Origin of the sequence: Virgibacillus sp. 7505 (assembly GCF_002272135.1) — a bacterium.
Classification (GTDB): domain Bacteria; phylum Bacillota; class Bacilli; order Bacillales; family Amphibacillaceae; genus Terribacillus.
This window is the reverse complement of record NZ_NPBF01000008.1, coordinates 160251-180363: the sequence shown is the minus strand read 5'-3', so window position 1 is coordinate 180363 and position 20113 is coordinate 160251. Positions and strand designations below refer to the sequence as shown.

Genomic DNA, 20113 nt, shown 5'->3' with positions numbered 1-20113 from the left:
AGACTATTCTCGCAAATAGGCATGCTTGAGGGGACCCTCTATGAAGAAAGAATATCGAATTAAAAAGAATGAGGCATTCCAGGAAGTATTCCAAAAGGGAAGCTCCTTTGCGAACCGTCAGCTCGTTCTATATTATAAGAAGCAGGAAACGTCGGATGCGCATTTCCGTATCGGACTGTCTGTCAGCAAGAAACTTGGAAACGCTGTTATGCGGAACAAGATTAAGCGCTACTTGAGACAAGCCTTTCATGAACTGGACGAGCAGGTTGCTCCTGGCTATGATTTCATTGTCATTGCCAGGCAGCCGGCGAAGGATATGGCTTACCAGGAATTGAAAAAGAGCTTGACCCACGTGCTTTGGAAATCACATCTGCTGAAACAGCCAAACAGAAAAAACAATAAAGAGAAGCAATAGGGAAAGTCTTATGCAAGGAAGTTAAGGAGGAAACATGGTGCGTAAAAAAGTTTTATTAGTATTGGCACTCGTGCTGCTCGTCGCGGCCTTAGCAGGCTGTGCGCCGAACACCGATCCAATCACTTCGGAAAGTACCGGGTTCTGGAATCAGTATTTCATCTACCCGCTATCTTGGTTGATTGCATATTTCGCAGATCTTACAGGTGAGAACTTTGGTCTTGGGATCATCATCGTAACAGTGATCATCCGATTGGTATTGCTGCCATTGAACATCAAGCAGCTGCGGAGCTCTCGGGCAATGCAGGAAATTCAGCCTGAATTAAAGGAACTTCAGAAGAAATACAGCTCCAAAGATGCAAACACGCAACAGAAACTACAGCAGGAAACGATGCAGCTCTTCCAGCGTCACGGTGTAAATCCTTTGGCAGGATGTCTGCCGATCATCGTACAGATGCCAATTTTGCTTGCTTTCTATCAAGCAATCAGCCGTACAGAAGCAATCAAGGAACATAACTTCCTTTGGGTACAGCTTGGATCCCCGGATCCGTACTTCATTCTGCCAATCGTAGCAGGTCTTGCAACATTCCTGCAGCAGAAATTGATGATGGCAGGAAATACAGCAATGGCAGCTAATCCGCAAATGACGATGATGCTTTATATCATGCCAGTCATGATTACTGTATTTGCGCTATTCCTTCCATCAGCTTTGGCATTGTATTGGGTAGTCGGTAACATCTTCATGGTGGCACAGACATTGCTTATCAATAAACCGATGATGTCGAAAAACAAAGCACAAGCAGACAGCAAGAAATAATGAAACAGCTGACTGCTCGCGGCAAAACAGTAGATGATGCGATTCAATCAGCTTTACAGCAGTTACGTGTTTCTAAGGAAGAAGTCGAAGTCACTATAATAGATGAAGGAAGCAAAGGCTTCCTCAATCTGTTCGGTGCCAAACCGGCAGTAATTAAAGTGGTCGTGAAGACTGATAACGTACAAGCGGCAAAAGAATATTTGGAAAGTGTCATCCAGCATCTGCGCCCAGGTACAGAGGTGGAGATCACGGCCCGGAAGAAAAAGCATGTGATGTTTACACTTAGCGGAGAAAATCTCGGCATGTTGATTGGAAAAAGGGGACAAACGCTCAATGCGCTGGAACAGCTTGTCGAACAATTTCTGCATCAGCAAAAAGCATATCATTATACCGTTACCGTCGATGCGGAAGGATATCGGTCAAGAAGACGGGAAACGCTTGAAATGCTAGCTGTCCAGGCTGCCAGTAAGGCATTGGCGGTGCAAAAAGCAATTCCTCTTGATCCAATGCCGGCTAGCGAACGGAAAATCATCCATGCGGCAGCTCAAAAGCAAAAGGGTGTCGAAACCGTTTCGAAAGGTAAGGAACCGAACAGGTATATCGTCATCCAACCAGTTAAGGAAAAGTCTTGGCAATGATGCCAAGACTTTTTTTTATGCTCTCTATTCACATGTGGATAAGCCGAAGCTAGCATCTGCCACTAAATTTTCATGTGGATATCTTTCTTTTTGATAGACACCTGTGCTATTCTTATAAGTTAGTGAGTATAAACTTAATCATAGCTATATGCTGTGGATAAATAGATAAAAAAAGATAGAAAGAGGTGAAGAAATGCAGAATGATACAATAGCTGCGATATCGACTCCTGTTGGAGAAGGAGCGATAGCCATTGTTCGTCTTAGTGGTGCTGAAGCAGTGGAGATTGCTGCTAAACTTTTTGATGGAAAAAAACTGACTGATGTACCAAGTCATACAATTCATTATGGTAAACTCATCGACCCGGAAACCGGCGAGGTTGCAGAGGAAGTGATGGTGTCTGTTATGAAGGCACCGAAAACATTCACACGGGAAGATGTCGTTGAAATAAATTGCCACGGTGGTCTAGTATCCGTGAATCGTGTCCTGGAACTAGCATTGCAGGAAGGTGCACGTCTGGCAGAGCCAGGGGAGTTCACTAAGAGAGCCTTTCTTAATGGACGCATCGACCTTTCTCAAGCAGAAGCTGTCATGGATTTGATCCGAGCGAAAACTGATCGGGCAATGAACGTTGCTCTCAATCAGATGGAGGGCAGACTATCCCGTTTGATCCAGAAGCTGCGCCAGGAATTATTGGAAACAGTAGCGCATGTTGAAGTGAACATTGATTATCCCGAGTATGATGATGTGGAAGAGATGTCCCACAATATGATGATTGAAAAAACACAATATGTGTATGAAGAGATAGAGAAGCTGCTCGAAATGGCGAAGCAAGGAAAGATCCTGCGGGAGGGGTTGGCTACAGCAATTATCGGCCGTCCGAACGTTGGGAAATCTTCTTTGATGAATGCACTAGTGCATGAAAATAAAGCCATTGTTACAGAAATCGCCGGTACGACGCGAGATATCATTGAAGAATACGTCAATGTACGCGGCGTGCCATTGAAGCTGGTTGATACAGCGGGAATCCGTGAAACAGAGGATATCGTGGAACGAATCGGTGTAGAGCGCTCACGTCAGGTTCTAAAGCAAAGTGACCTTATTTTGCTTGTGCTGAACTATGGAGAAGCTTTGTCTGACGAGGATCGTAACTTATTCGAAGCTGTTGCCGGTCTAGATGTGATTGTCATCGTCAACAAAACGGATCTCTCCCAGCAAATCGATCTGGAAGAAGTTCGTCAGCTGGCAGGAGACCGTCCAGTCATTACGACTGCATTGATTGAAGAAAAAGGAATCGACGAATTGGAGCTTGCTATCAAGGATACCTTCTTTGCAGGGGAAATCGATGGCGGCGACTTGAGTTATATATCGAATGTACGACATATCCAGCTTTTGAAGCAGGCATTGTCATCACTTCGGGAAGCGATGAATGGCATCGAAATGCAAATGCCGATGGATATCGTCCAAATAGATGTGACAAGAACATGGGAATTGCTCGGTGAAATCATTGGAGATACCGTACATGAAAGCTTAATCGACCAACTGTTTTCACAGTTTTGCTTAGGAAAATAAAAAAAGGAGAGAATGAACATGACATACGATGCTGGGCATTATGATGTCATCGTCATAGGTGCAGGACATGCTGGCTGTGAAGCTGGTGTGGCAGCAGCAAAAATGGGTGCTAATACTCTAATGCTGTCCATGAACCTTGACATGACAGGATTCATGCCATGTAATCCATCCGTCGGCGGACCTGCAAAAGGTGTGGTAGTGCGCGAAATCGATGCACTTGGCGGCGTGATGGGTAAAGTTATTGATAAAACGTATATTCAAATGCGTATGCTCAACACAGGAAAAGGTCCTGCCGTACGTGCTTTGCGAGCTCAAGCGGATAAACCGCTATATATCACTGAAATGAAGAAAACATTGGAAAGCCAAGAAAACCTGACGATGCGTCAAGCAATGGTTGACCGTTTAATCATTGAAGATGGTGTCTGCAAAGGTGTCATCACAGAAACGAAAGCGGCGTATTACGCAAAGACAGTCGTTATCACGACTGGAACATTCATGCGCGGACGCGTCATCATCGGAGATGTTTCTTATGAAAGCGGCCCGAACAACCAACGTGCATCCGTCACGTTGTCAGAGCATCTTGAAGAACTTGGCTTGGAAATGGTACGGTTCAAAACTGGCACACCACCACGTGTAAACAGCCGTTCCATCGATTATTCCAAAACAGAAATTCAGCCAGGAGACGAAGAACCGCTTGCGTTCTCTTACGAAACAACTGAATTCATTACCGATCAGATCCCTTGCTGGCTGACGTACACTAATGAATTCACACACAATATCATCAATGAAAACCTAGGTTTATCTGCTATGTATTCCGGTATGATCAAAGGAACAGGACCGCGTTACTGTCCTTCTATTGAAGATAAAGTTGTCCGTTTCAACGATAAACCGCGCCACCAAATCTTCTTGGAGCCAGAAGGACGCAACACAGAGGAAGTATATGTACAAGGACTGTCTACTTCCTTGCCGGAATACGTCCAAAAAGAAATGCTTCAAACGATCCCTGGCTTGGAAAACGCTGAAATCATGCGTGCCGGCTATGCAATCGAGTATGATGCAATGGTTCCGACACAGCTATGGCCGACTTTGGAAACGAAAAAAATTCCTGGTCTTTACACAGCGGGTCAAATCAATGGAACATCCGGTTATGAAGAAGCATCCGGTCAAGGAATCATGGCTGGTATCAATGCTGCTGCAAAAGCACTCGGCAAAGATCCTGTGATTCTTGATCGTTCCCAAGCTTACATCGGTGTTATGATCGATGACTTGGTTACAAAAGGTACGAATGAACCTTACCGTTTGCTAACATCCCGTGCAGAATACCGTTTGCTGCTTCGTCATGATAATGCAGATATGCGTTTGACTGAAATCGGACATCAAATCGGTATGATCAGCGAAGAACGCTATGCGCGCTTCCTGGAGAAAAAACGCCTGATTGAAGAAGAACGAAATCGTTTGGCAGGAATCATCATCAAAACAGAACCGCATGTGCTTGAGCTGATGGACGAAGTCGGATCTGTCATGAAAGAAGCACAGCGTGCATCTGATCTTTTGAAGCGTCCTGAAATCAAATACAGCTTGCTGGAGAAAATCGTTCCTGCAGACAAAGAGCTGCCTGCTGACGTAAAAGAGCAAGTTGAGATTCAAACGAAGTATGAAGGCTATATCGCGAAATCCATGCAGCAAGTGGAGCGGATGAAGCGTATGGAAGATAAAAAAATACCAGATACAATCAATTACGATGATGTCAGCGGACTCGCAACAGAAGCACGCGAAAAACTGAAAAAAGTCCGTCCGCTATCTGTTGGCCAGGCATCCCGTATTTCCGGTGTAAACCCAGCCGATGTTTCCATCCTGCTCGTATTTATCGAACAAGGTGGACACGTGAAAGCAGCAAATCAATAATCTGTCGAAAAGAGGTACAGGATGAACCAAGCAGATTTTCTACAACAATTGGATGAGCAGGGAATCACATTATCCGAGAAGCAGCTAAAGCAGCTGGAGGATTATTTCCATCTATTGGTGGAGTGGAATGAAAAGATGAACTTAACAGCAATTACAGAAAAAGGGGAAGTGTATTTAAAGCACTTCTACGATTCGATTTCTGCTGCTTTCTTCTTTGATTTTAAAGGAGATGAAAGTATCTGTGATGTTGGAGCAGGAGCTGGGTTTCCATCTATCCCGCTGAAAATTGTTTTTCCAGAGCTGAAAGTGACAATTGTTGACTCCTTGAAGAAGAGAATTACATTCCTTAACGAGCTTGCAACGAAGCTTGGCTTATCCAATGTCGCTTTTTATCATGACCGAGCGGAGAACTTCGGGAAAAATGAATCCTTCCGTGAATCCTATGATTTGGTCACGGCGAGAGCAGTAGCTCGGATGTCCGTACTGTCAGAGTTGTGTCTGCCGCTTTGCCGGACTAAAGGTCATTTTATTGCCATGAAAGGACCTAATTTGGAAACGGAACTTCGGGAGGCAGAACCGGCAATTCAATTGCTGGGCGGCGAATTGGTGGAAAGCTTCACTTTCGACTTGCCAGAAGAGGGTGGAGAAAGGAATATCGCCATCATCGCCAAACGTCGGAAGACACCGAAGAAATACCCTCGTAAAGCTGGAGTTCCAAACCGCGAGCCGATCGTTTAATACAAGAGAAAAATAGTGAATGAAGTACCATACAAGCTTACCATTCTCAACCAATCTATGATAAAATAGTAGATAAGGAACTGGCTCGGCTTATGTAAGCGCAGCAGCTTCTACTGTAGAACTGCTGCGCCTTTTTATACATGTTTCACGTGAAACATTTACTATTCCTTATGTACCTGCTTGCTAGATTAGGATTGTAAAAAAAGGTGGTGTCTGAGGATGTTACACCCGTTCAGCCGTATTTTTGGGCTAGGTGATAAATCGGATTCAGCAGAAACGGAAAATGATGCGCATCAGGATGAAGTAGTAAACCTTCGGGTACAGGATATAGTCCCGAACCAATACCAACCAAGAACTGTTTTCCAAGAGGATAAAATCAAAGAGCTTGCACAGACGATCCGCACACATGGCATCATCCAGCCAATAGTTGTACGGAAAAATTCTGAGGGCAGCTATGAATTGATTGCAGGAGAGCGTCGCTGGCGTGCAGTGCAGTCCTTGGAATGGGAAACAGTGCCTGCCATCATCCGTGAAATGTCGGATACAGAGACGGCCTCTGTAGCACTGATAGAAAACCTGCAGCGTGAAGAGTTGACTGTTATCGAAGAAGCTCTTGCATATGAGCGTTTGTTGGAGCTGCATTCTTTGACTCAGGAAGCACTGGCGCAGCGTCTTGGAAAAAGCCAATCTACCATTGCTAATAAGATGCGCTTGTTAAAGCTGCCAGAATCTGTACAGCAAGCGTTATTGGCAAAGAAAATCACAGAACGGCATGCTCGTGCGCTCATAGCTCTTAAAGATGCAGACAAACAAGAGTTGATTTTGCAGGAAATTATAGATAAAGAATTGAATGTAAAAGAGACAGAAGCACGCATTGCACGTATTTTAAATGCCCAGCCGAAAAAGAAGCGTCCGAAGCTGAAGGGTATCAATAAGGATATGCGCATTGCCATGAATACAATCCGTCAATCACTTTCCATGGTTTCCGATACCGGTATCAACTTGGAAACAGAGGAAGAAGATAAGGACGATTATTATCAAATTACGATTAAAATCCCGAAAAAATCCTGAATAAAGCTCCAATAATATCCCCATCTTGCTGAAAGATGGGTTTTTATATAGGAAAAGGGAGCTAACTTTTCAAAATCTTGAATTTATCCGTCGGTTTCTATGAAAAAATGATAGAATAAATGTATTGAGTTTGAGGTAGGTGACACCATGGGCAAAGTAATCGCAATAGCAAATCAAAAGGGCGGAGTAGGGAAGACAACTTCCAGCGTCAATTTGAGTGCTTGCCTGGCTTTTTTAGGAAATAAAGTTTTGCTAGTAGACATTGATCCGCAAGGAAATGCTACAAGCGGTGTTGGTGTAAACAAAGCAGATGTCGAAAATTGTGTATATAACGTCCTAGTCGAAGATATGGAAGCCGAAAACGTCCTTGTATCAACAGCTGTTGATAATTTGGATGTCATTCCGGCTACTATTCAGCTTGCAGGAGCCGAGATCGAGCTAGTGCCTACGATCTCAAGGGAAGTCCGTCTGAAAAAGGCTATTGATAGTGTGAAAGACAATTATGATTATGTCATCATCGATTGTCCGCCTTCTTTAGGATTGTTGACTTTGAATTCGCTGACAGCGGCAGATACGGTCCTTATCCCAGTTCAATGTGAGTATTATGCATTAGAAGGGCTAAGTCAGCTATTGAATACGATTCGGCTTGTACAAAAACATTTGAATAAGCATCTAATGATTGAAGGAGTATTGCTGACAATGCTGGATGCCCGTACGAATCTTGGTATTCAAGTTATTGAAGAAGTAAAGAAATATTTTCAAGATAAAGTGTACCAGTCGATCATTCCAAGAAATGTCCGGTTGGGAGAAGCACCTAGTTATGGTCAGCCAATCATTATTTACGATCCGAAGTCGCGTGGTGCAGAAGTTTATTTAGACTTAGCAAAGGAAGTGATGGCGCATGGCCAAAGGGTTGGGGAAAGGTCTTAATGCTTTCTTTCCAGAATTGGAAATGAAAGAAGAAGATCAGATTCAAGAAATTGCAATCAAGGAATGCCGGGCGAATCCATATCAACCGCGCAAAGTCTTTTCTGCAGATGCAATTGAGGAATTGTCGCAATCGATTCAGGAATATGGCATCCTGCAGCCACTCATTGTCCGTAAGAGTATAAAAGGCTATGAAATTGTAGCGGGAGAAAGAAGATTCCGCGCAGCAAAAGCAGCAGGTTTGAAAAAAGTGCCTGTCATCATCAAGTCATTGGATGATGAGAAGATGATGGAGCTTGCCCTGCTGGAAAACCTTCAGAGGGAAGATCTCACGCCAATTGAAGAAGCACAAGCGTATTCCAATTTGATGAAGGAATTGGATATCACGCAGGAGATTTTAGCTAAACGCTTAGGTAAGAGCCGATCTCATATAGCGAACCTTGTTCGTTTATTGACGCTGCCCCCCGAGATTAGTGACTTAATCAATCATGGTGAATTATCAATGGGTCACGGGCGCGCTCTATTGGGGTTAAAGGATAAAAAGAGATTGCAGCCGCTAGTTGAGAAAATACGCAACGAATCGCTGAATGTCCGGCAAGTAGAGCAGCTCATCATCAAGATGAACAATAATCTTCCAGAACCAGAGAAAAAGAAGGCTGTAAAGGATATATTTCTTGTTCAGACTGAATCCCAGCTGCGGAATCAATTCGGAACAGATGTAACAATTCATCGGGGTAAGCGAAAAGGGAAGATAGAGATTCAGTTCTTCTCCGATGAAGATTTGGAAAGAATTTTAAATGTATTGAATAGATAAAAGCCAATAGGAGCTTACGCTTCTCTTGGCTTTTTTTGTTTGTTTCACGTGAAACATATCAGTTTTCGGCAGCTGTTATGTCGGGTGATAGTATAGGAACTTGTTTGCGATCGACAGCAAGTAAGAGGGCACTGATTTTGTATGCTAGCTGCATGACAAGATGCAAACGAGTATTTTGTAACACAAAATACTCCATATCACCGCTGGCGTTAACAATTCCAGTTATTTGGGCATCCCCAACTGCTGGAAGATTTTTCTTTAATGCGGCACCCGGACGAAGAGGTGTAGGAGAAACGATAATAGAACCGATGGAACTGGTTCTGCCTAAGCAGGCATCAATTGCAATTATATAAGCATTTGGATGCTTTTCCTCTATCATTTGCAGACGTTCAACCAGATTGACAGCATGCACAGGAGATTCCAGAGTCCCGTAAACCTGAAGTCTGTTCAATGGTTTTTCCGTCAGAAATGAACCAATAATGGGTCCTAGTGCATCACCGGTTGAACGATCTGTACCGATGCAAAGGACAACTATCTCCCGATCATCAGGAATCCATGAGCTGATTGTTTCATAGGCTTTACTCATAAGAAGGGGGTCTTGATAGTCGCAGCGGAACTCCTTTTTTTTCGTAAATATTCTCTTCAGGCTCATAGCTTATCCTCCATACACATATTGGTAATAGTATATAGCTTTTCTACTTTTTCTATACGTGTTCATATGAAATTGGAGGGACTGTGATGTGGGCTGCAGGGCTGAAATGGATGTTTTTGATATTGGCAACATTAATAGGGGCTGGATACGCCTCAGGAAGAGAGATCTGGCAATTTTTTGGCTATGAAAGTGGACTGGCTATCATCATTTTCACCGTTCTGTTTACGATATGCAGTCATGTGATTCTGCATATAAGCTTCACCGAAAGAAGCGCGCATTACTTTCCGGTACTGGAGCGGCTTGTCGGCAGAAGGTTGGCTGCATTTTATGATGTGTTGATTGTTTTCTATCTTTTTACAGTGACTGTTGTTATGATTGCTGCTGGCGGTGCTACTGGAACGATGTATCAGATTCCGAATTGGCTGGGTATTCTCTTCATTGCGTTAATGATTGTCCTTATTTTCACATCCAATGTAGAGGGCGTCGTTTCGATGAATAGTTATATCCTCCCTATCCTAGTCGGAGGCCTTGTTCTTGTTCTTATCATCTATACAAGACATGAACAAATCAATCTGCTGCAGGATTGGCGTAAACAGGCAAATTGGCAAGCGGCATTCCCATTCACAGCGCTGAATATCCTTCCTGTTGTAGCTGTAATTGGTGCAATCGGTAAGCAAATGAAAGGGAAGGGGGAGTTATGGATTGCGAGTATCGGCAGCGGGCTTATCATTGGTGCGCTTACGTACTTATACAATAATGATTTGATGCATATCAGTCATGCAATTCCACACTATGATATCCCTTTGTTCTATATTTTGAAAAACTATCCCTCTATTGTACTTATTAGCATCAGTATTGTGTTATGGCTTGCTATCTATACCTCGGCTGTCTCGGGAATACTGGGTATTGTTTCACGATTTCAAACGAAATGGAAGGGACCGCTCTGGCTGCAAGCAGCTGTGCTGGTTTTGCTTATGCTGCCGCTCACACAGCTTGGTTTTACAGACTTGATAGCTTTGATGTACCCGATTTTTGGCTTTGCTAATCTTTACATCCTCTCCGCCATTCTTGTATACCCATTACTAAATCGATACAAAATGAAATAGAAATTTGATAATATATAAAGAAAACAACTGGACGAGGAGATACGTACTTCATGAATGTAGAGGAGCAGTGGACCAGTATTTACGATTATTTGACGAGTGCCGAGCTTTGGACAACCATTGGATTAGCAGTGTTAAAGATTGTTATGATCATTATATTATCTATGGTTGTTGCTCGCGTAGCCAATAATATAGTGGAGAGGACTTTTCATAATTCCTTTAGGGAAAAAGCGAAATTGAAAGCTCCTCTTGTATCAGAACGCCGCGAAAATACGCTGAAAAAACTAATTCAAAATGTAATTACGTATGTTGTGTATTTCACCGCTGTTGTGATGGTGTTATCACAGCTTGGATTAAACATTGGCGCATTGATTGCAAGTGCCGGAGTTGCCGGTTTAGCAATAGGTTTCGGAGCACAAAACTTAGTGAAGGATGTTATCAGCGGCTTCTTCATTATTTTCGAAAACCAATTTTCTGTAGGAGATAATGTTCAGACAGCTGGCGTGCGGGGAGATGTAGAGGAGATCGGATTGCGGACATGTAAGATTCGTAACTGGACAGGCGAACTGCATATCATACCAAATGGCAATATTACACAAGTGACCAATTTCTCTGTCCACAACAGCTTGGGAGTATTGGACATCAATGTACCGTATGAAGCGAATCTGCAAGTAGCAGAAGAGGTCATCATGCAGGTGCTGCTGGAAATGCCTGCTGAATATCCTGAGATACAAGCAACCCCGCAGCTGTTAGGTGTGGAGACCTTGTCAACGTCTCACATCGTTTTGCGGGCAATCATTGAAACTTTGCCAATGCAGCATTTTGGTGTAGCAAGGGAAGCTAGAAACCGTATCAAAACAAAACTATTGGAACGCAATATCAGTATTCCAGCTCCAAGGCTGGTCATGTATAATAAACAAGAAGCAGAAGAGCTCATGCAGGAAAGTGCGGTAAGGGGGAATGCTCGTGAGTGACAAAGTCTATCAGCTTAATGATGTGGTACAAATGAAAAAAGCCCATCCATGTGGCGAAAACCGGTGGAAGATTATCAGGCTGGGAATGGATATCCGGATTAAATGTGAAGGCTGTGGTCATAGCGTGCTCATTCCTCGAAAAAAATTCGAGACAAAAATGAAAAAAGTTTTGGAGCATGCAGAAGAACCGTCAAATTAAAATACGCGTTTCACGTGAAACATAGAAGTCTGTCCGATTTTGTCATCGGAAGGACTTCTTTTTTTTATATACAAAAATCAATTATAGAAAGAAATGCGTATCCAAATGGCAGAAATCCACACATAATTTTGCTGTTTTATAGAGAATAGTGTACTCTAGAAGTACGTATGTTTACTTGGACAAAGTAAGGGCAAGCTGACATGATATATCGTAAGTCAGTTACCGGTACTGCCCCATCTTCCCTGCCTTTGGGCGGAGTGTTCAGTAAGCAGATCTATTTTGGCCGGCTGTACGTAAAAGCGGCCAGGACACTTAAGGAGTGGAAGATTACATGGCTTTAACAGCAGGTATTGTCGGATTACCAAACGTCGGTAAATCCACATTGTTCAATGCGATCACACAGGCGGGAGCGGAATCTGCAAACTATCCGTTCTGTACGATCGATCCGAATGTCGGCATCGTAGAAGTCCCTGATTCACGTTTAAATAAATTGACTGAACTGGTCAAACCGAAAAAAACCATCCCGACTGCTTTTGAGTTCACCGATATCGCTGGTATCGTAAAAGGTGCAAGTAAAGGGGAGGGACTAGGAAACCAGTTCCTATCACACATCAGACAAGTGGATGCAATCGTTCACGTCGTGCGCTGCTTTGATGATGAAAATATTACGCATGTATCCGGTAAAGTAGATCCTATCGATGATATCGAGACGATTAACTTGGAATTGATCTTTGCGGATCTTGATTCTGTCAACAAACGTCTGCAGCGTGTGGAAAAACTTGCACGTCAAAAGGACAAAGAAGCTGTTGTAGAACAAGAGATTCTGTCCAAAATCAAGGATGGATTAGAGAACGAACAGCCAGCACGTGCGCTGGAATTTACTGAGGAGCAAAGTAAGATTGTGAAAGGCTTGCATCTATTGACAAGCAAACCAGTCTTGTATGCTGCTAATGTGAGCGAAGAAGAAGTAGCAGATCCTTCTGCCAATCAGAATCTTGTAAAAGTGCAGGAGTTCGCTGCAAACGAAGGTGCGCAGGTGATTGTGGTCTGTGCGAAGATTGAATCGGAAATTGCAGAGCTCGAAGGAGAGGAAAAAGAAATGTTCCTAGAAGAGCTAGGTATTCCGGAGTCCGGTTTGGATCAGCTGATCAAGGCGTCTTACAGCCTTCTTGGGCTTGCAACTTACTTCACGGCTGGTGAACAAGAAGTTCGTGCTTGGACGTTCCCTATGGGCATCAAAGCTCCTCAGGCAGCTGGTATCATCCATAGTGACTTTGAAAAAGGATTCATTCGTGCGGAAACAGTTTCCTACGAAGACCTGGTTGATGCGGGTTCTATGAGTGTTGCGAAAGAACGCGGGAAAGTTCGTTTGGAAGGAAAAGAGTATTTGGTGAAAGACGGGGATGTCATGCATTTCCGTTTCAACGTGTAAGGTCGGATCCTCATCTTGCAAATATGTGGAAACAGCTTGCTTAACGGCAGATAATTTGCTATAATTCATCATTGTGAGTAATTAAGATTACTCCTTGCTCTTATGAAAGATAAGAGCCGTTAAGTCCAAAAGGAGGTGCAAACGGATGAGAGAATACGAAATCATGTACATCGTCCGCCCAGATATCGAGGAAGAAGCTAAAACTGCTCTAGTTGAGCGTTTCAACGGAATCCTAACTGATAACGGTGCGGAAATCGTGAAAGTTGACGAGAAAGGCAAGAAACGTCTTGCTTACGAAATCAACGATTACCGTGATGGCTACTACTATGTCATTAATCTAAACGGCAATGAAGCCGCTATTAATGAATTCGACCGTCAAGCGAAGTTCTCTGATGATATTATTCGTCAGATGGCTATTCGTCTAGACGAGAAATAAGGAGGGGTTCTGATGTTAAATCGTGTCGTACTTGTCGGCAGATTAACCAAGGATCCGGACCTGCGTTATACACCAAATGGAGTGGCAGTTGCCAACTTTACCTTAGCAGTAAACCGTCCTTTCTCTAATCAGTCAGGCGAACGTGAGGCAGATTTCATTAACTGTGTTGTATGGAGACGTCCAGCCGAAAATCTGGCGAACTTCATGAGCAAAGGAAGTCTGGTTGGCGTAGATGGCCGTGTCCAAACGAGAAGCTTCGATAATCAAGAGGGTAATCGTGTATATGTAACAGAAATTGTTGCGGATAGCGTGCAATTCCTCGAGACCAAAGGTGGCTCTCAAGGAGGCGGACAAGGTTCTTCTGGATACCAAAATCAGAACTCGAACTTCAACAACAATAATAACAATTTCAATAGCAACAATAACAATAATAATAACTATAATCGAAATAACGACCAAGATCCTTTCCGTGATAAAGGTGAACCGATCGATATTTCCGATGATGATCTACCATTCTAATTTAAGGGAGGCAATCTGATATGGCAGCACGTCGTGGTCGCGCTAAGCGCAGAAAAGTATGTTATTTCACAGCAAATGGCATCACTTACATCGATTACAAAGACGTTGATTTGCTTAGACGTTTCATCTCCGAGCGTGGAAAAATTCTTCCTCGCCGTGTGACTGGAACTTCTGCAAAATACCAGCGTAAATTGACAATCGCTATCAAACGTTCTCGTCAAATGGCTCTATTGCCATACGTGAGCGAGTAATGAGAAAAGCATCATCCATCAGGATGATGCTTTTTTTTATATATTTTAATAGCTGAGTATATGACAAGAGGCGCTATATGTAGGGTCTCTTTTTGCATCTAGTTTTCAGAATTTAATTAATTTGATAATAAGCGCCTATAACGAACAAGATGCTTGAATCTCATAGCAGAACCCTTATAATGGGAAAAGTTGATTCTTAATCTGACAGATGGAAAGGAGCATCTATATGGCTGCTACTACACAAACAATTGACAAGCATGTGCAAGTGGAAAATCGTATTCCGTTGATCATTGTCTTAATGGTGGGGAATTTCATTGCATTGATAAATGAAACTGTGATGAATGTCGCTTTGCCCAATATAGAAGAGACCCTTGGAATCCAAACGACGACTGCTCATTGGCTTTCAACCGGTTATATGCTGACAATCGGTATTCTTATTCCGATCAGTGCTTATCTGATGCAGCGTTTTACCACGCGGCAATTATTGCTGACTGCACTATCGTTTTTCTTTATAGGAACGCTGATTGCCGGTATTGCTCCTAACTTTTCAATTCTGTTGCTCGGACGTGTGATTCAAGCTTCTGGTTCAGGGATTATCATCCCGCTTGTAACGACAGTGATCATTACGATCACACCGCTCGCCAAGCGCGGTTCAATGCTTGGGTTGCTCATGGTAGTGATACTGTTTGCACCTGCTATCGGTCCTGTATTTTCCGGCCTTGTTGTGGAACAGGCTTCCTGGCGATTTGTGTTCATCAGCGTATTGCCTGTGACACTTGTTTTGCTTGGCTTTGCTGCTTATTATGTTCGGAATGTGCTGGAGACGAAGCGTACAAAGATCGATATCCTATCTGTCGTGCTGGCAGTGATCGGTTTTGGTTCCATCGTCATCGGATTCAGCAGTGCTGGAGCAGAAGGATGGACAAGTCCGTTAGTATTGGGCGCTTTACTGATTGGACTAGCTGCGATTGCATATTTCGCTTATCGTCAATTCAATTTGGAGACGCCGATGCTGGATTTGCGCCCATACAAAAATAAAAATTTCTTAATGGCAATATTAGTGACCATTACAGTCATGATGTGCTTCTTTGCAGCGATGATTCTCTTGCCTGTGTTCATGCAGGATGCTTTAGGGATCAGTGCTTTTGATTCTGGTATTGTCCTGTTCCCAGGCGGTATCATGATTGCAATCATGGCATTGCTTACTGGCCGTCTTTCCGATAGATTCGGACCAAAGCCATTTGCTATCACAGGAACAATACTGTTAGTGGCAATGATCGGGTTGATGACGACAATTTCAACTGAAACGACAATGCTGCAGTTTACGTTGCTGTATGTTGGCTTTACTTTCGCAATTGGGCTGATTCTGACACCGATGACGACATTGGGTCTGAACCAATTGACGGAAGAGCTCTATTCGCATGGCAGTGCTTCTCTGAATGCCTTTAATCAAATCTCTGGGGCAATTGGTCCGGCACTGTTCATCACCTTGATGAGCGGCGGGAGTCAAGCTGTAGCTTCCCAGAGTGCTGATCAGGCGATGACAGCTGGCTTACAGTTTGCCTTTACTATTGCAGGGGCCTTTGCTGTTGCCGCCGTAGTATTCGTTCTGTTAGTCAAACAATCCAAACCAGTTCACCATTATCAATACGAATGAAAAATAGCGAGTTCCCTGAGGGGGCTCGCTATTTTTGCAGCTGCTGCACAATTTCGGAAAGATCATCATGAATGATAATATCAAATAGCTCATCCATGACTGTTGGTTCCCGATTGATCAGGATGGATGGCTTTCCAAGTGAGCTGGCGTATTCAGGAAGCATGTTGAATGGACTGACGAGCAGGGATGTTCCTAATACAAGAACCAGTTCGCTCTGCTGTATCGCCCGTTCTGCTCTGTCATGCTCGGTAATCGGATCACCAAACAAAACAACATCCGGCTTCAGCACATGCTCACAACTTTCGCAAACAGGGGTTTCAGCTGCCAATAGATAAGGCAAGCCATAGCTCCTGCCGCAGTTCGGGCATGTGGCACTATTCAAAGTACCATGGTATTCAATGACATGTTCATTACCTGCAAGGGTATGAAGACCATCAACATTCTGGGTGATGACAGTGATTTGTTTTCCGTTCACTTCTAAGTCTCTGAGATAGCGATGTACATGGTTCGGACCGTAATCCTTTAGCAGCTTCACGCGGAAAATATCCTTGTATTTCTGCCAGAAATCTACTGGATCCTTATAAAAATAGTGATTGGAGATATAGTATTCCCGGGATTCATCAGCAGTCCAAAGACCAGTGGTGGAGCGGAAATCAGGAATACCGCTGGCAGTGGATACGCCAGCTCCAGTCAAGACTGCGACTGATGAAGCACCTGCGATCATTTTAGCTGCTGTTTCCAATTGCATGTTTCATACCTCCAGCGCATTTATTATTTTTTCCAGTATAGCAAAAAAGGCAGAAGGAAGCAGATAACAGCAAAATCCGAACAATCGGATTTGCTATAATTATTAGAAAACGTATTGACAATGACTGTAAGTCTGCTATGATAAATAAAAAATTGAACCAAAACATAACTATGTTGATGAAGATCATACCTTTGTTCGTGATTATCCAAGAGAGCTAGTGGCTGGTGTGAACTAGCATAATCCGTCAAAGGGCAGCACTTCTGAATAGGCAGGCTGAATTTAGTAGGTTTGTCCGGTATATGCCCGTTATGCATAGCTTCAATGAAGGCTGTCGTGTGGAAGCAGACAGTGAAAAAGGGTGGCACCGCGTGAGTAGATCCAAGCTTTTCGCCCCTTACTTATCAGGTAAGGGAGCGGAAGGCTTTTCTTATGGGCTCTTTTACCTGTGAAGATATCTTACAATCCAAGGAGGAAAAGAAATTATGTTACCAGATCAACTTTTACTACGGATTCCAGGACCATCACCAATTCCGCCTAGTGTACAGCGCGCAATGAGCCAGCCGATGATCGGCCATCGCGGTGCAGAGACAACAGCTTTGCTGCAGCGGATCAAGCCGAAATTGAAGCCCGTATTCGGAACAAAACAAGATGTATTGCTTGTGACTGGCAGCGGTACAGCCGGCTTGGAAGCGGCAGTAGCCAATACTTCCAAGCCGGGAGATGACGTGCTGATTGTAGTCGTAGGTGCTTTTGGTGATCGATTTGTAAAAATAGCCCAAGCATATCAGCTTCAAGTACATCGTTTGGACGTTACATGGGGAGAAGCGGCAAATCCGGAGGATATCAAGACATTCTTGCGTAAACATCCGGAAATCAGCTCTGTTTTCGTCACATATTGTGAAACGTCCACAGGAGTGCTGAACCCAATCAAGGAAATCGCAGAAGCAGTCCATGATGTATCGGAGGCTTTGGTCATCGTTGATGGCGTATCCTGTGTGGCAGGTGTAGAGACGGAATTTGATAAATGGGGCATCGACATTTTGGTGACAGGAACGCAAAAGGCATTTATGCTGCCTGGTGGCATGTTCTTCGCTGTAGTAAGTGACCGGGCATGGCGTGTGATTGAAGCAAATACTCAACCCCGTTTCTATCTGGATCTGACAAAATATCGGGATGGACTCGAAAAGGACAGCACACCTTTCACACCGGCTTTATCCATATTGTTCGGACTGGAGCAAGTGCTCTCATTGCTTGAGGAAGAAGGGCTGGGGCAGGTGTATGCTAGACATCGGCTGATGCGGGATATGACAAGAGCTGCTTTCCGTGCGCTAGATATACCGTTGCTAGTAGAGGATGCTTATGCTTCTCCGACAGTTACGGCCATTAAACCGGCAGACTTCGACGCCGAGCAGCTGCGTAAGCAAGTGAAGCAGGAGTTCAACCTGGCGTTTGCAGGCGGACAGCAGCATATGAAGGGAGAGATTTTCCGGATTGGTCATATGGGATATTGCTCTCCGGCAGATGTACTGCAGGTGATCGGAGCAGTGGAAATAGGCCTTGTGAAGATTGGCAAACAAATAACATTAGGTACAGGCACTGCAGCAGCACAGCAAATCTACTTGGAACAAGGAGCGAATTGAACATGACTTACCACGTACTAATCAGTGATCCGTTAAGTGAAGAAGGCATGGCCCCATTAACACAAGCAGATGACTTTGCTGTTACAGTGGATACTGGCCTGACAGAAGCAGAAATCATCCAAAAGATCAGTAAATATCATGCGCTGCTTGTCCGCAGCCAGACGACTGTTACACGTGCAATCATGGAAGCAGCTCCTAATCTTAAAGTGATTGGGCGTGCCGGTGTTGGGGTGGATAATATCGATCTGGAAGCTGCAACAGAGCTTGGGATAGTCGTTGTCAACGCACCGGATGGGAATACTAACTCCGCTGCTGAGCATACAGTTGCGATGATGATGTCACTTGCGCGCAACATCCCGCAGGCTTTCCTTGCTTTGAAGGAAGAACGCTGGGAACGTAAGCAGCATATCGGCGTGGAATTGAAAGGTAAGACACTTGGTATTGTCGGCATGGGACGAATCGGGGCAGAAGTTGCATACCGTGCAAAGGGGCAGCGTATGGATGTAATCGCCTATGATCCATTCCTGACAAAAGACCGTGCGGATAAGATGGGGATTGGCTATGGAACACTGGAAGAGGTCTTTGCTGCGAGTGACTTCCTGACAGTTCATACACCATTGCTGAAAGAAACACATCATATGATTTCCACTGAAGCTTTCGCACAGATGAAAGATGGTGTACAGATCATGAACTGTGCAAGAGGCGGGATTATTGATGAGGATGCTTTGTATGAAGCAATCATCAGCGGGAAGGTAGCTGGCGCTGCATTGGATGTGTTCGAAGAGGAGCCGGCAGTTCATCATAAACTGCTGGAGCTGCCGCAGGTTATTGCCACACCGCATCTAGGTGCAAGCACAGTGGAAGCGCAGGAAAACGTTGCGATTGACGTCAGCAAAGATGTGATGCAGATTCTGCAAGGAGGTCAGGCGATCCATCCGGTCAACTTCTCTTCCATTTCTCCAGAAGTGATGCGGAAAATCCAGCCTTACTTTGATCTTGCTGAAAAGCTTGGAGCCTTCCTTGCGCGCACAATGCCTGATGCAATAGAGGAAGTGACCGTCTATTATGCGGGAGACCTGGCGGACCAAGAGGTTGCTCCATTGACACGAAATACAGTCAAAGGATTGCTGCAGCGTTATCTAGGAAATGTAAATGACGTAAACGCGACTCACCTAGCCAAGAAACGCGGTATCACAATCAATGAGCAAAAAACATCTACAACAAGAGGCTTCACTAGTCTGGTAACAGTCGAGGCAAAATCGGCAACCGTGACGCATCAAGTAGCAGGAACACTGGTTAATGGTTTAGGAGCACGTATTGTGAAGGTGGATGACTATTATGTCGATGTCACGCCTGCCGGCCATATGTTGCTGGTCCGACATAAAGACCAGCCAGGCGCAATTGGCCGTGTAGGTACATTACTTGCTAAATACGCAGTCAATATCGCAACGATGCAGGTAGGGCGCTCAAATGAGGGCGGCGACGCAATCATGATGCTTACGGTCGATAAAGAGCCGCAGAAAGAAGAAGTGGAAGGATTAAAACAGCTGGATGACATTTTTGATGTGACAGCTATCACGATATAAAAAAAGCGAGCAGACTATGTCTGC

The 20113-nt window shown here is 44.2% G+C and carries 22 protein-coding genes and 1 other annotated feature; of the genes, 20 read left to right on the top strand and 2 right to left on the bottom strand.

The genetic code is table 11. The features are described 5' to 3' along the window. Positions 1-40 precede the first annotated feature (40 nt). The 9 genes from rnpA to CHH91_RS03660 all read left to right on the top strand — a co-directional run bounded on the left by rnpA (position 41) and on the right by CHH91_RS03660 (position 8892). Positions 41-415: a ribonuclease P protein component gene (gene rnpA, locus CHH91_RS03700; RefSeq protein ID WP_095222078.1), complete on the top strand. Its 375-nt coding sequence runs from the start codon at positions 41-43 to the stop codon at positions 413-415. Between the two features lie 37 nt (positions 416-452). Continuing rightward, the gene (gene spoIIIJ / locus CHH91_RS03695; RefSeq protein ID WP_095222076.1) at positions 453-1229 is read left to right on the top strand and encodes a YidC family membrane integrase SpoIIIJ; all 777 of its coding nucleotides are present in this window, start codon (positions 453-455) and stop codon (positions 1227-1229) included. Then, complete coding sequence (gene jag / locus CHH91_RS03690; protein ID WP_095222074.1) at positions 1229-1867, top strand: RNA-binding cell elongation regulator Jag/EloR; 639 nt, start codon at positions 1229-1231, stop codon at positions 1865-1867. The genes spoIIIJ and jag overlap by 1 nt, the downstream gene beginning before the upstream one ends. A gap of 193 nt (positions 1868-2060) precedes the next feature. Further along, a complete protein-coding gene (gene mnmE, locus CHH91_RS03685) occupies positions 2061-3437 on the top strand; it encodes a tRNA uridine-5-carboxymethylaminomethyl(34) synthesis GTPase MnmE (protein WP_095222072.1) in 1377 nt (458 codons plus the stop codon). Between the two features lie 18 nt (positions 3438-3455). Continuing rightward, positions 3456-5342 (top strand): tRNA uridine-5-carboxymethylaminomethyl(34) synthesis enzyme MnmG, encoded by a 1887-nt coding sequence (gene mnmG / locus CHH91_RS03680; RefSeq protein WP_095222071.1) that lies wholly within the window; start codon positions 3456-3458, stop codon positions 5340-5342. A 21-nt stretch (positions 5343-5363) separates the two neighbouring features. Then, positions 5364-6080: a 16S rRNA (guanine(527)-N(7))-methyltransferase RsmG gene (gene rsmG / locus CHH91_RS03675; RefSeq protein ID WP_095222069.1), complete on the top strand. Its 717-nt coding sequence runs from the start codon at positions 5364-5366 to the stop codon at positions 6078-6080. A gap of 219 nt (positions 6081-6299) precedes the next feature. Continuing rightward, positions 6300-7151 (top strand): nucleoid occlusion protein, encoded by an 852-nt coding sequence (gene noc / locus CHH91_RS03670; RefSeq protein ID WP_095222068.1) that lies wholly within the window; start codon positions 6300-6302, stop codon positions 7149-7151. A 147-nt stretch (positions 7152-7298) separates the two neighbouring features. Next, on the top strand, positions 7299-8081 hold the full coding sequence (locus CHH91_RS03665; protein WP_095222066.1) for a ParA family protein: 783 nt from the start codon (positions 7299-7301) through the stop codon (positions 8079-8081). Next, on the top strand, positions 8053-8892 hold the full coding sequence (locus CHH91_RS03660; RefSeq protein ID WP_095222065.1) for a ParB/RepB/Spo0J family partition protein: 840 nt from the start codon (positions 8053-8055) through the stop codon (positions 8890-8892). The genes CHH91_RS03665 and CHH91_RS03660 overlap by 29 nt, the downstream gene beginning before the upstream one ends. A gap of 58 nt (positions 8893-8950) precedes the next feature. Here the strand turns inward: CHH91_RS03660 and yyaC are convergent, their stop codons facing one another. Then, positions 8951-9544, bottom strand: coding sequence for a spore protease YyaC (yyaC, locus tag CHH91_RS03655; RefSeq protein WP_095222064.1), 594 nt, complete (start codon positions 9542-9544; stop codon positions 8951-8953). An 86-nt stretch (positions 9545-9630) separates the two neighbouring features. On the opposite strand from yyaC, the gene CHH91_RS03650 reads away from it, so the two are divergent. The 9 genes from CHH91_RS03650 to CHH91_RS03615 all read left to right on the top strand — a co-directional run bounded on the left by CHH91_RS03650 (position 9631) and on the right by CHH91_RS03615 (position 16115). Then, entirely contained in the window at positions 9631-10650 is a 1020-nt protein-coding gene (locus tag CHH91_RS03650; protein WP_095222062.1) for a YkvI family membrane protein, read from the top strand. 50 nt (positions 10651-10700) lie between these two features. Continuing rightward, positions 10701-11621: a mechanosensitive ion channel family protein gene (locus CHH91_RS03645; RefSeq protein WP_095222061.1), complete on the top strand. Its 921-nt coding sequence runs from the start codon at positions 10701-10703 to the stop codon at positions 11619-11621. Continuing rightward, on the top strand, positions 11614-11820 hold the full coding sequence (locus CHH91_RS03640) for a DUF951 domain-containing protein (protein ID WP_095222059.1): 207 nt from the start codon (positions 11614-11616) through the stop codon (positions 11818-11820). Before CHH91_RS03645 ends, CHH91_RS03640 begins: the two co-directional genes overlap by 8 nt. A 200-nt stretch (positions 11821-12020) precedes the next feature. Then, on the top strand, positions 12021-12161 hold the full coding sequence (locus tag CHH91_RS20440) for a hypothetical protein (protein ID WP_176465656.1): 141 nt from the start codon (positions 12021-12023) through the stop codon (positions 12159-12161). Further along, positions 12152-13252 carry a redox-regulated ATPase YchF gene (ychF, locus tag CHH91_RS03635; RefSeq protein ID WP_095222057.1) on the top strand — a complete coding sequence of 367 codons (1101 nt, stop codon included), beginning with the start codon at positions 12152-12154 and terminating at the stop codon, positions 13250-13252. Before CHH91_RS20440 ends, ychF begins: the two co-directional genes overlap by 10 nt. A gap of 145 nt (positions 13253-13397) precedes the next feature. Continuing rightward, positions 13398-13688 (top strand): 30S ribosomal protein S6, encoded by a 291-nt coding sequence (rpsF, locus tag CHH91_RS03630; RefSeq protein WP_095222056.1) that lies wholly within the window; start codon positions 13398-13400, stop codon positions 13686-13688. Between the two features lie 12 nt (positions 13689-13700). Then, positions 13701-14207 carry a single-stranded DNA-binding protein gene (gene ssb, locus CHH91_RS03625; protein WP_095222054.1) on the top strand — a complete coding sequence of 169 codons (507 nt, stop codon included), beginning with the start codon at positions 13701-13703 and terminating at the stop codon, positions 14205-14207. A gap of 20 nt (positions 14208-14227) precedes the next feature. After that, a complete protein-coding gene (rpsR, locus tag CHH91_RS03620) occupies positions 14228-14458 on the top strand; it encodes a 30S ribosomal protein S18 (RefSeq protein WP_038562624.1) in 231 nt (76 codons plus the stop codon). Positions 14459-14684: 226 nt separating this feature from the next. Beyond that, positions 14685-16115, top strand: a complete 1431-nt coding sequence (locus CHH91_RS03615; RefSeq protein ID WP_095222042.1) for an MDR family MFS transporter — start codon at positions 14685-14687, stop codon at positions 16113-16115. A gap of 28 nt (positions 16116-16143) precedes the next feature. Here the strand turns inward: CHH91_RS03615 and CHH91_RS03610 are convergent, their stop codons facing one another. Next, complete coding sequence (locus tag CHH91_RS03610; protein ID WP_095222040.1) at positions 16144-16863, bottom strand: NAD-dependent protein deacylase; 720 nt, start codon at positions 16861-16863, stop codon at positions 16144-16146. 164 nt (positions 16864-17027) lie between these two features. After that, positions 17028-17261: a binding site (T-box leader), on the top strand. Between the two features lie 84 nt (positions 17262-17345). On the opposite strand from CHH91_RS03610, the gene CHH91_RS03605 reads away from it, so the two are divergent. Beyond that, on the top strand, positions 17346-18503 hold the full coding sequence (locus tag CHH91_RS03605) for a pyridoxal-phosphate-dependent aminotransferase family protein (RefSeq protein WP_095222038.1): 1158 nt from the start codon (positions 17346-17348) through the stop codon (positions 18501-18503). Positions 18504-18505: 2 nt separating this feature from the next. Then, positions 18506-20089 (top strand): phosphoglycerate dehydrogenase, encoded by a 1584-nt coding sequence (serA, locus tag CHH91_RS03600; protein WP_095222036.1) that lies wholly within the window; start codon positions 18506-18508, stop codon positions 20087-20089. The last annotated feature ends 24 nt before the right edge of the window (positions 20090-20113 follow it).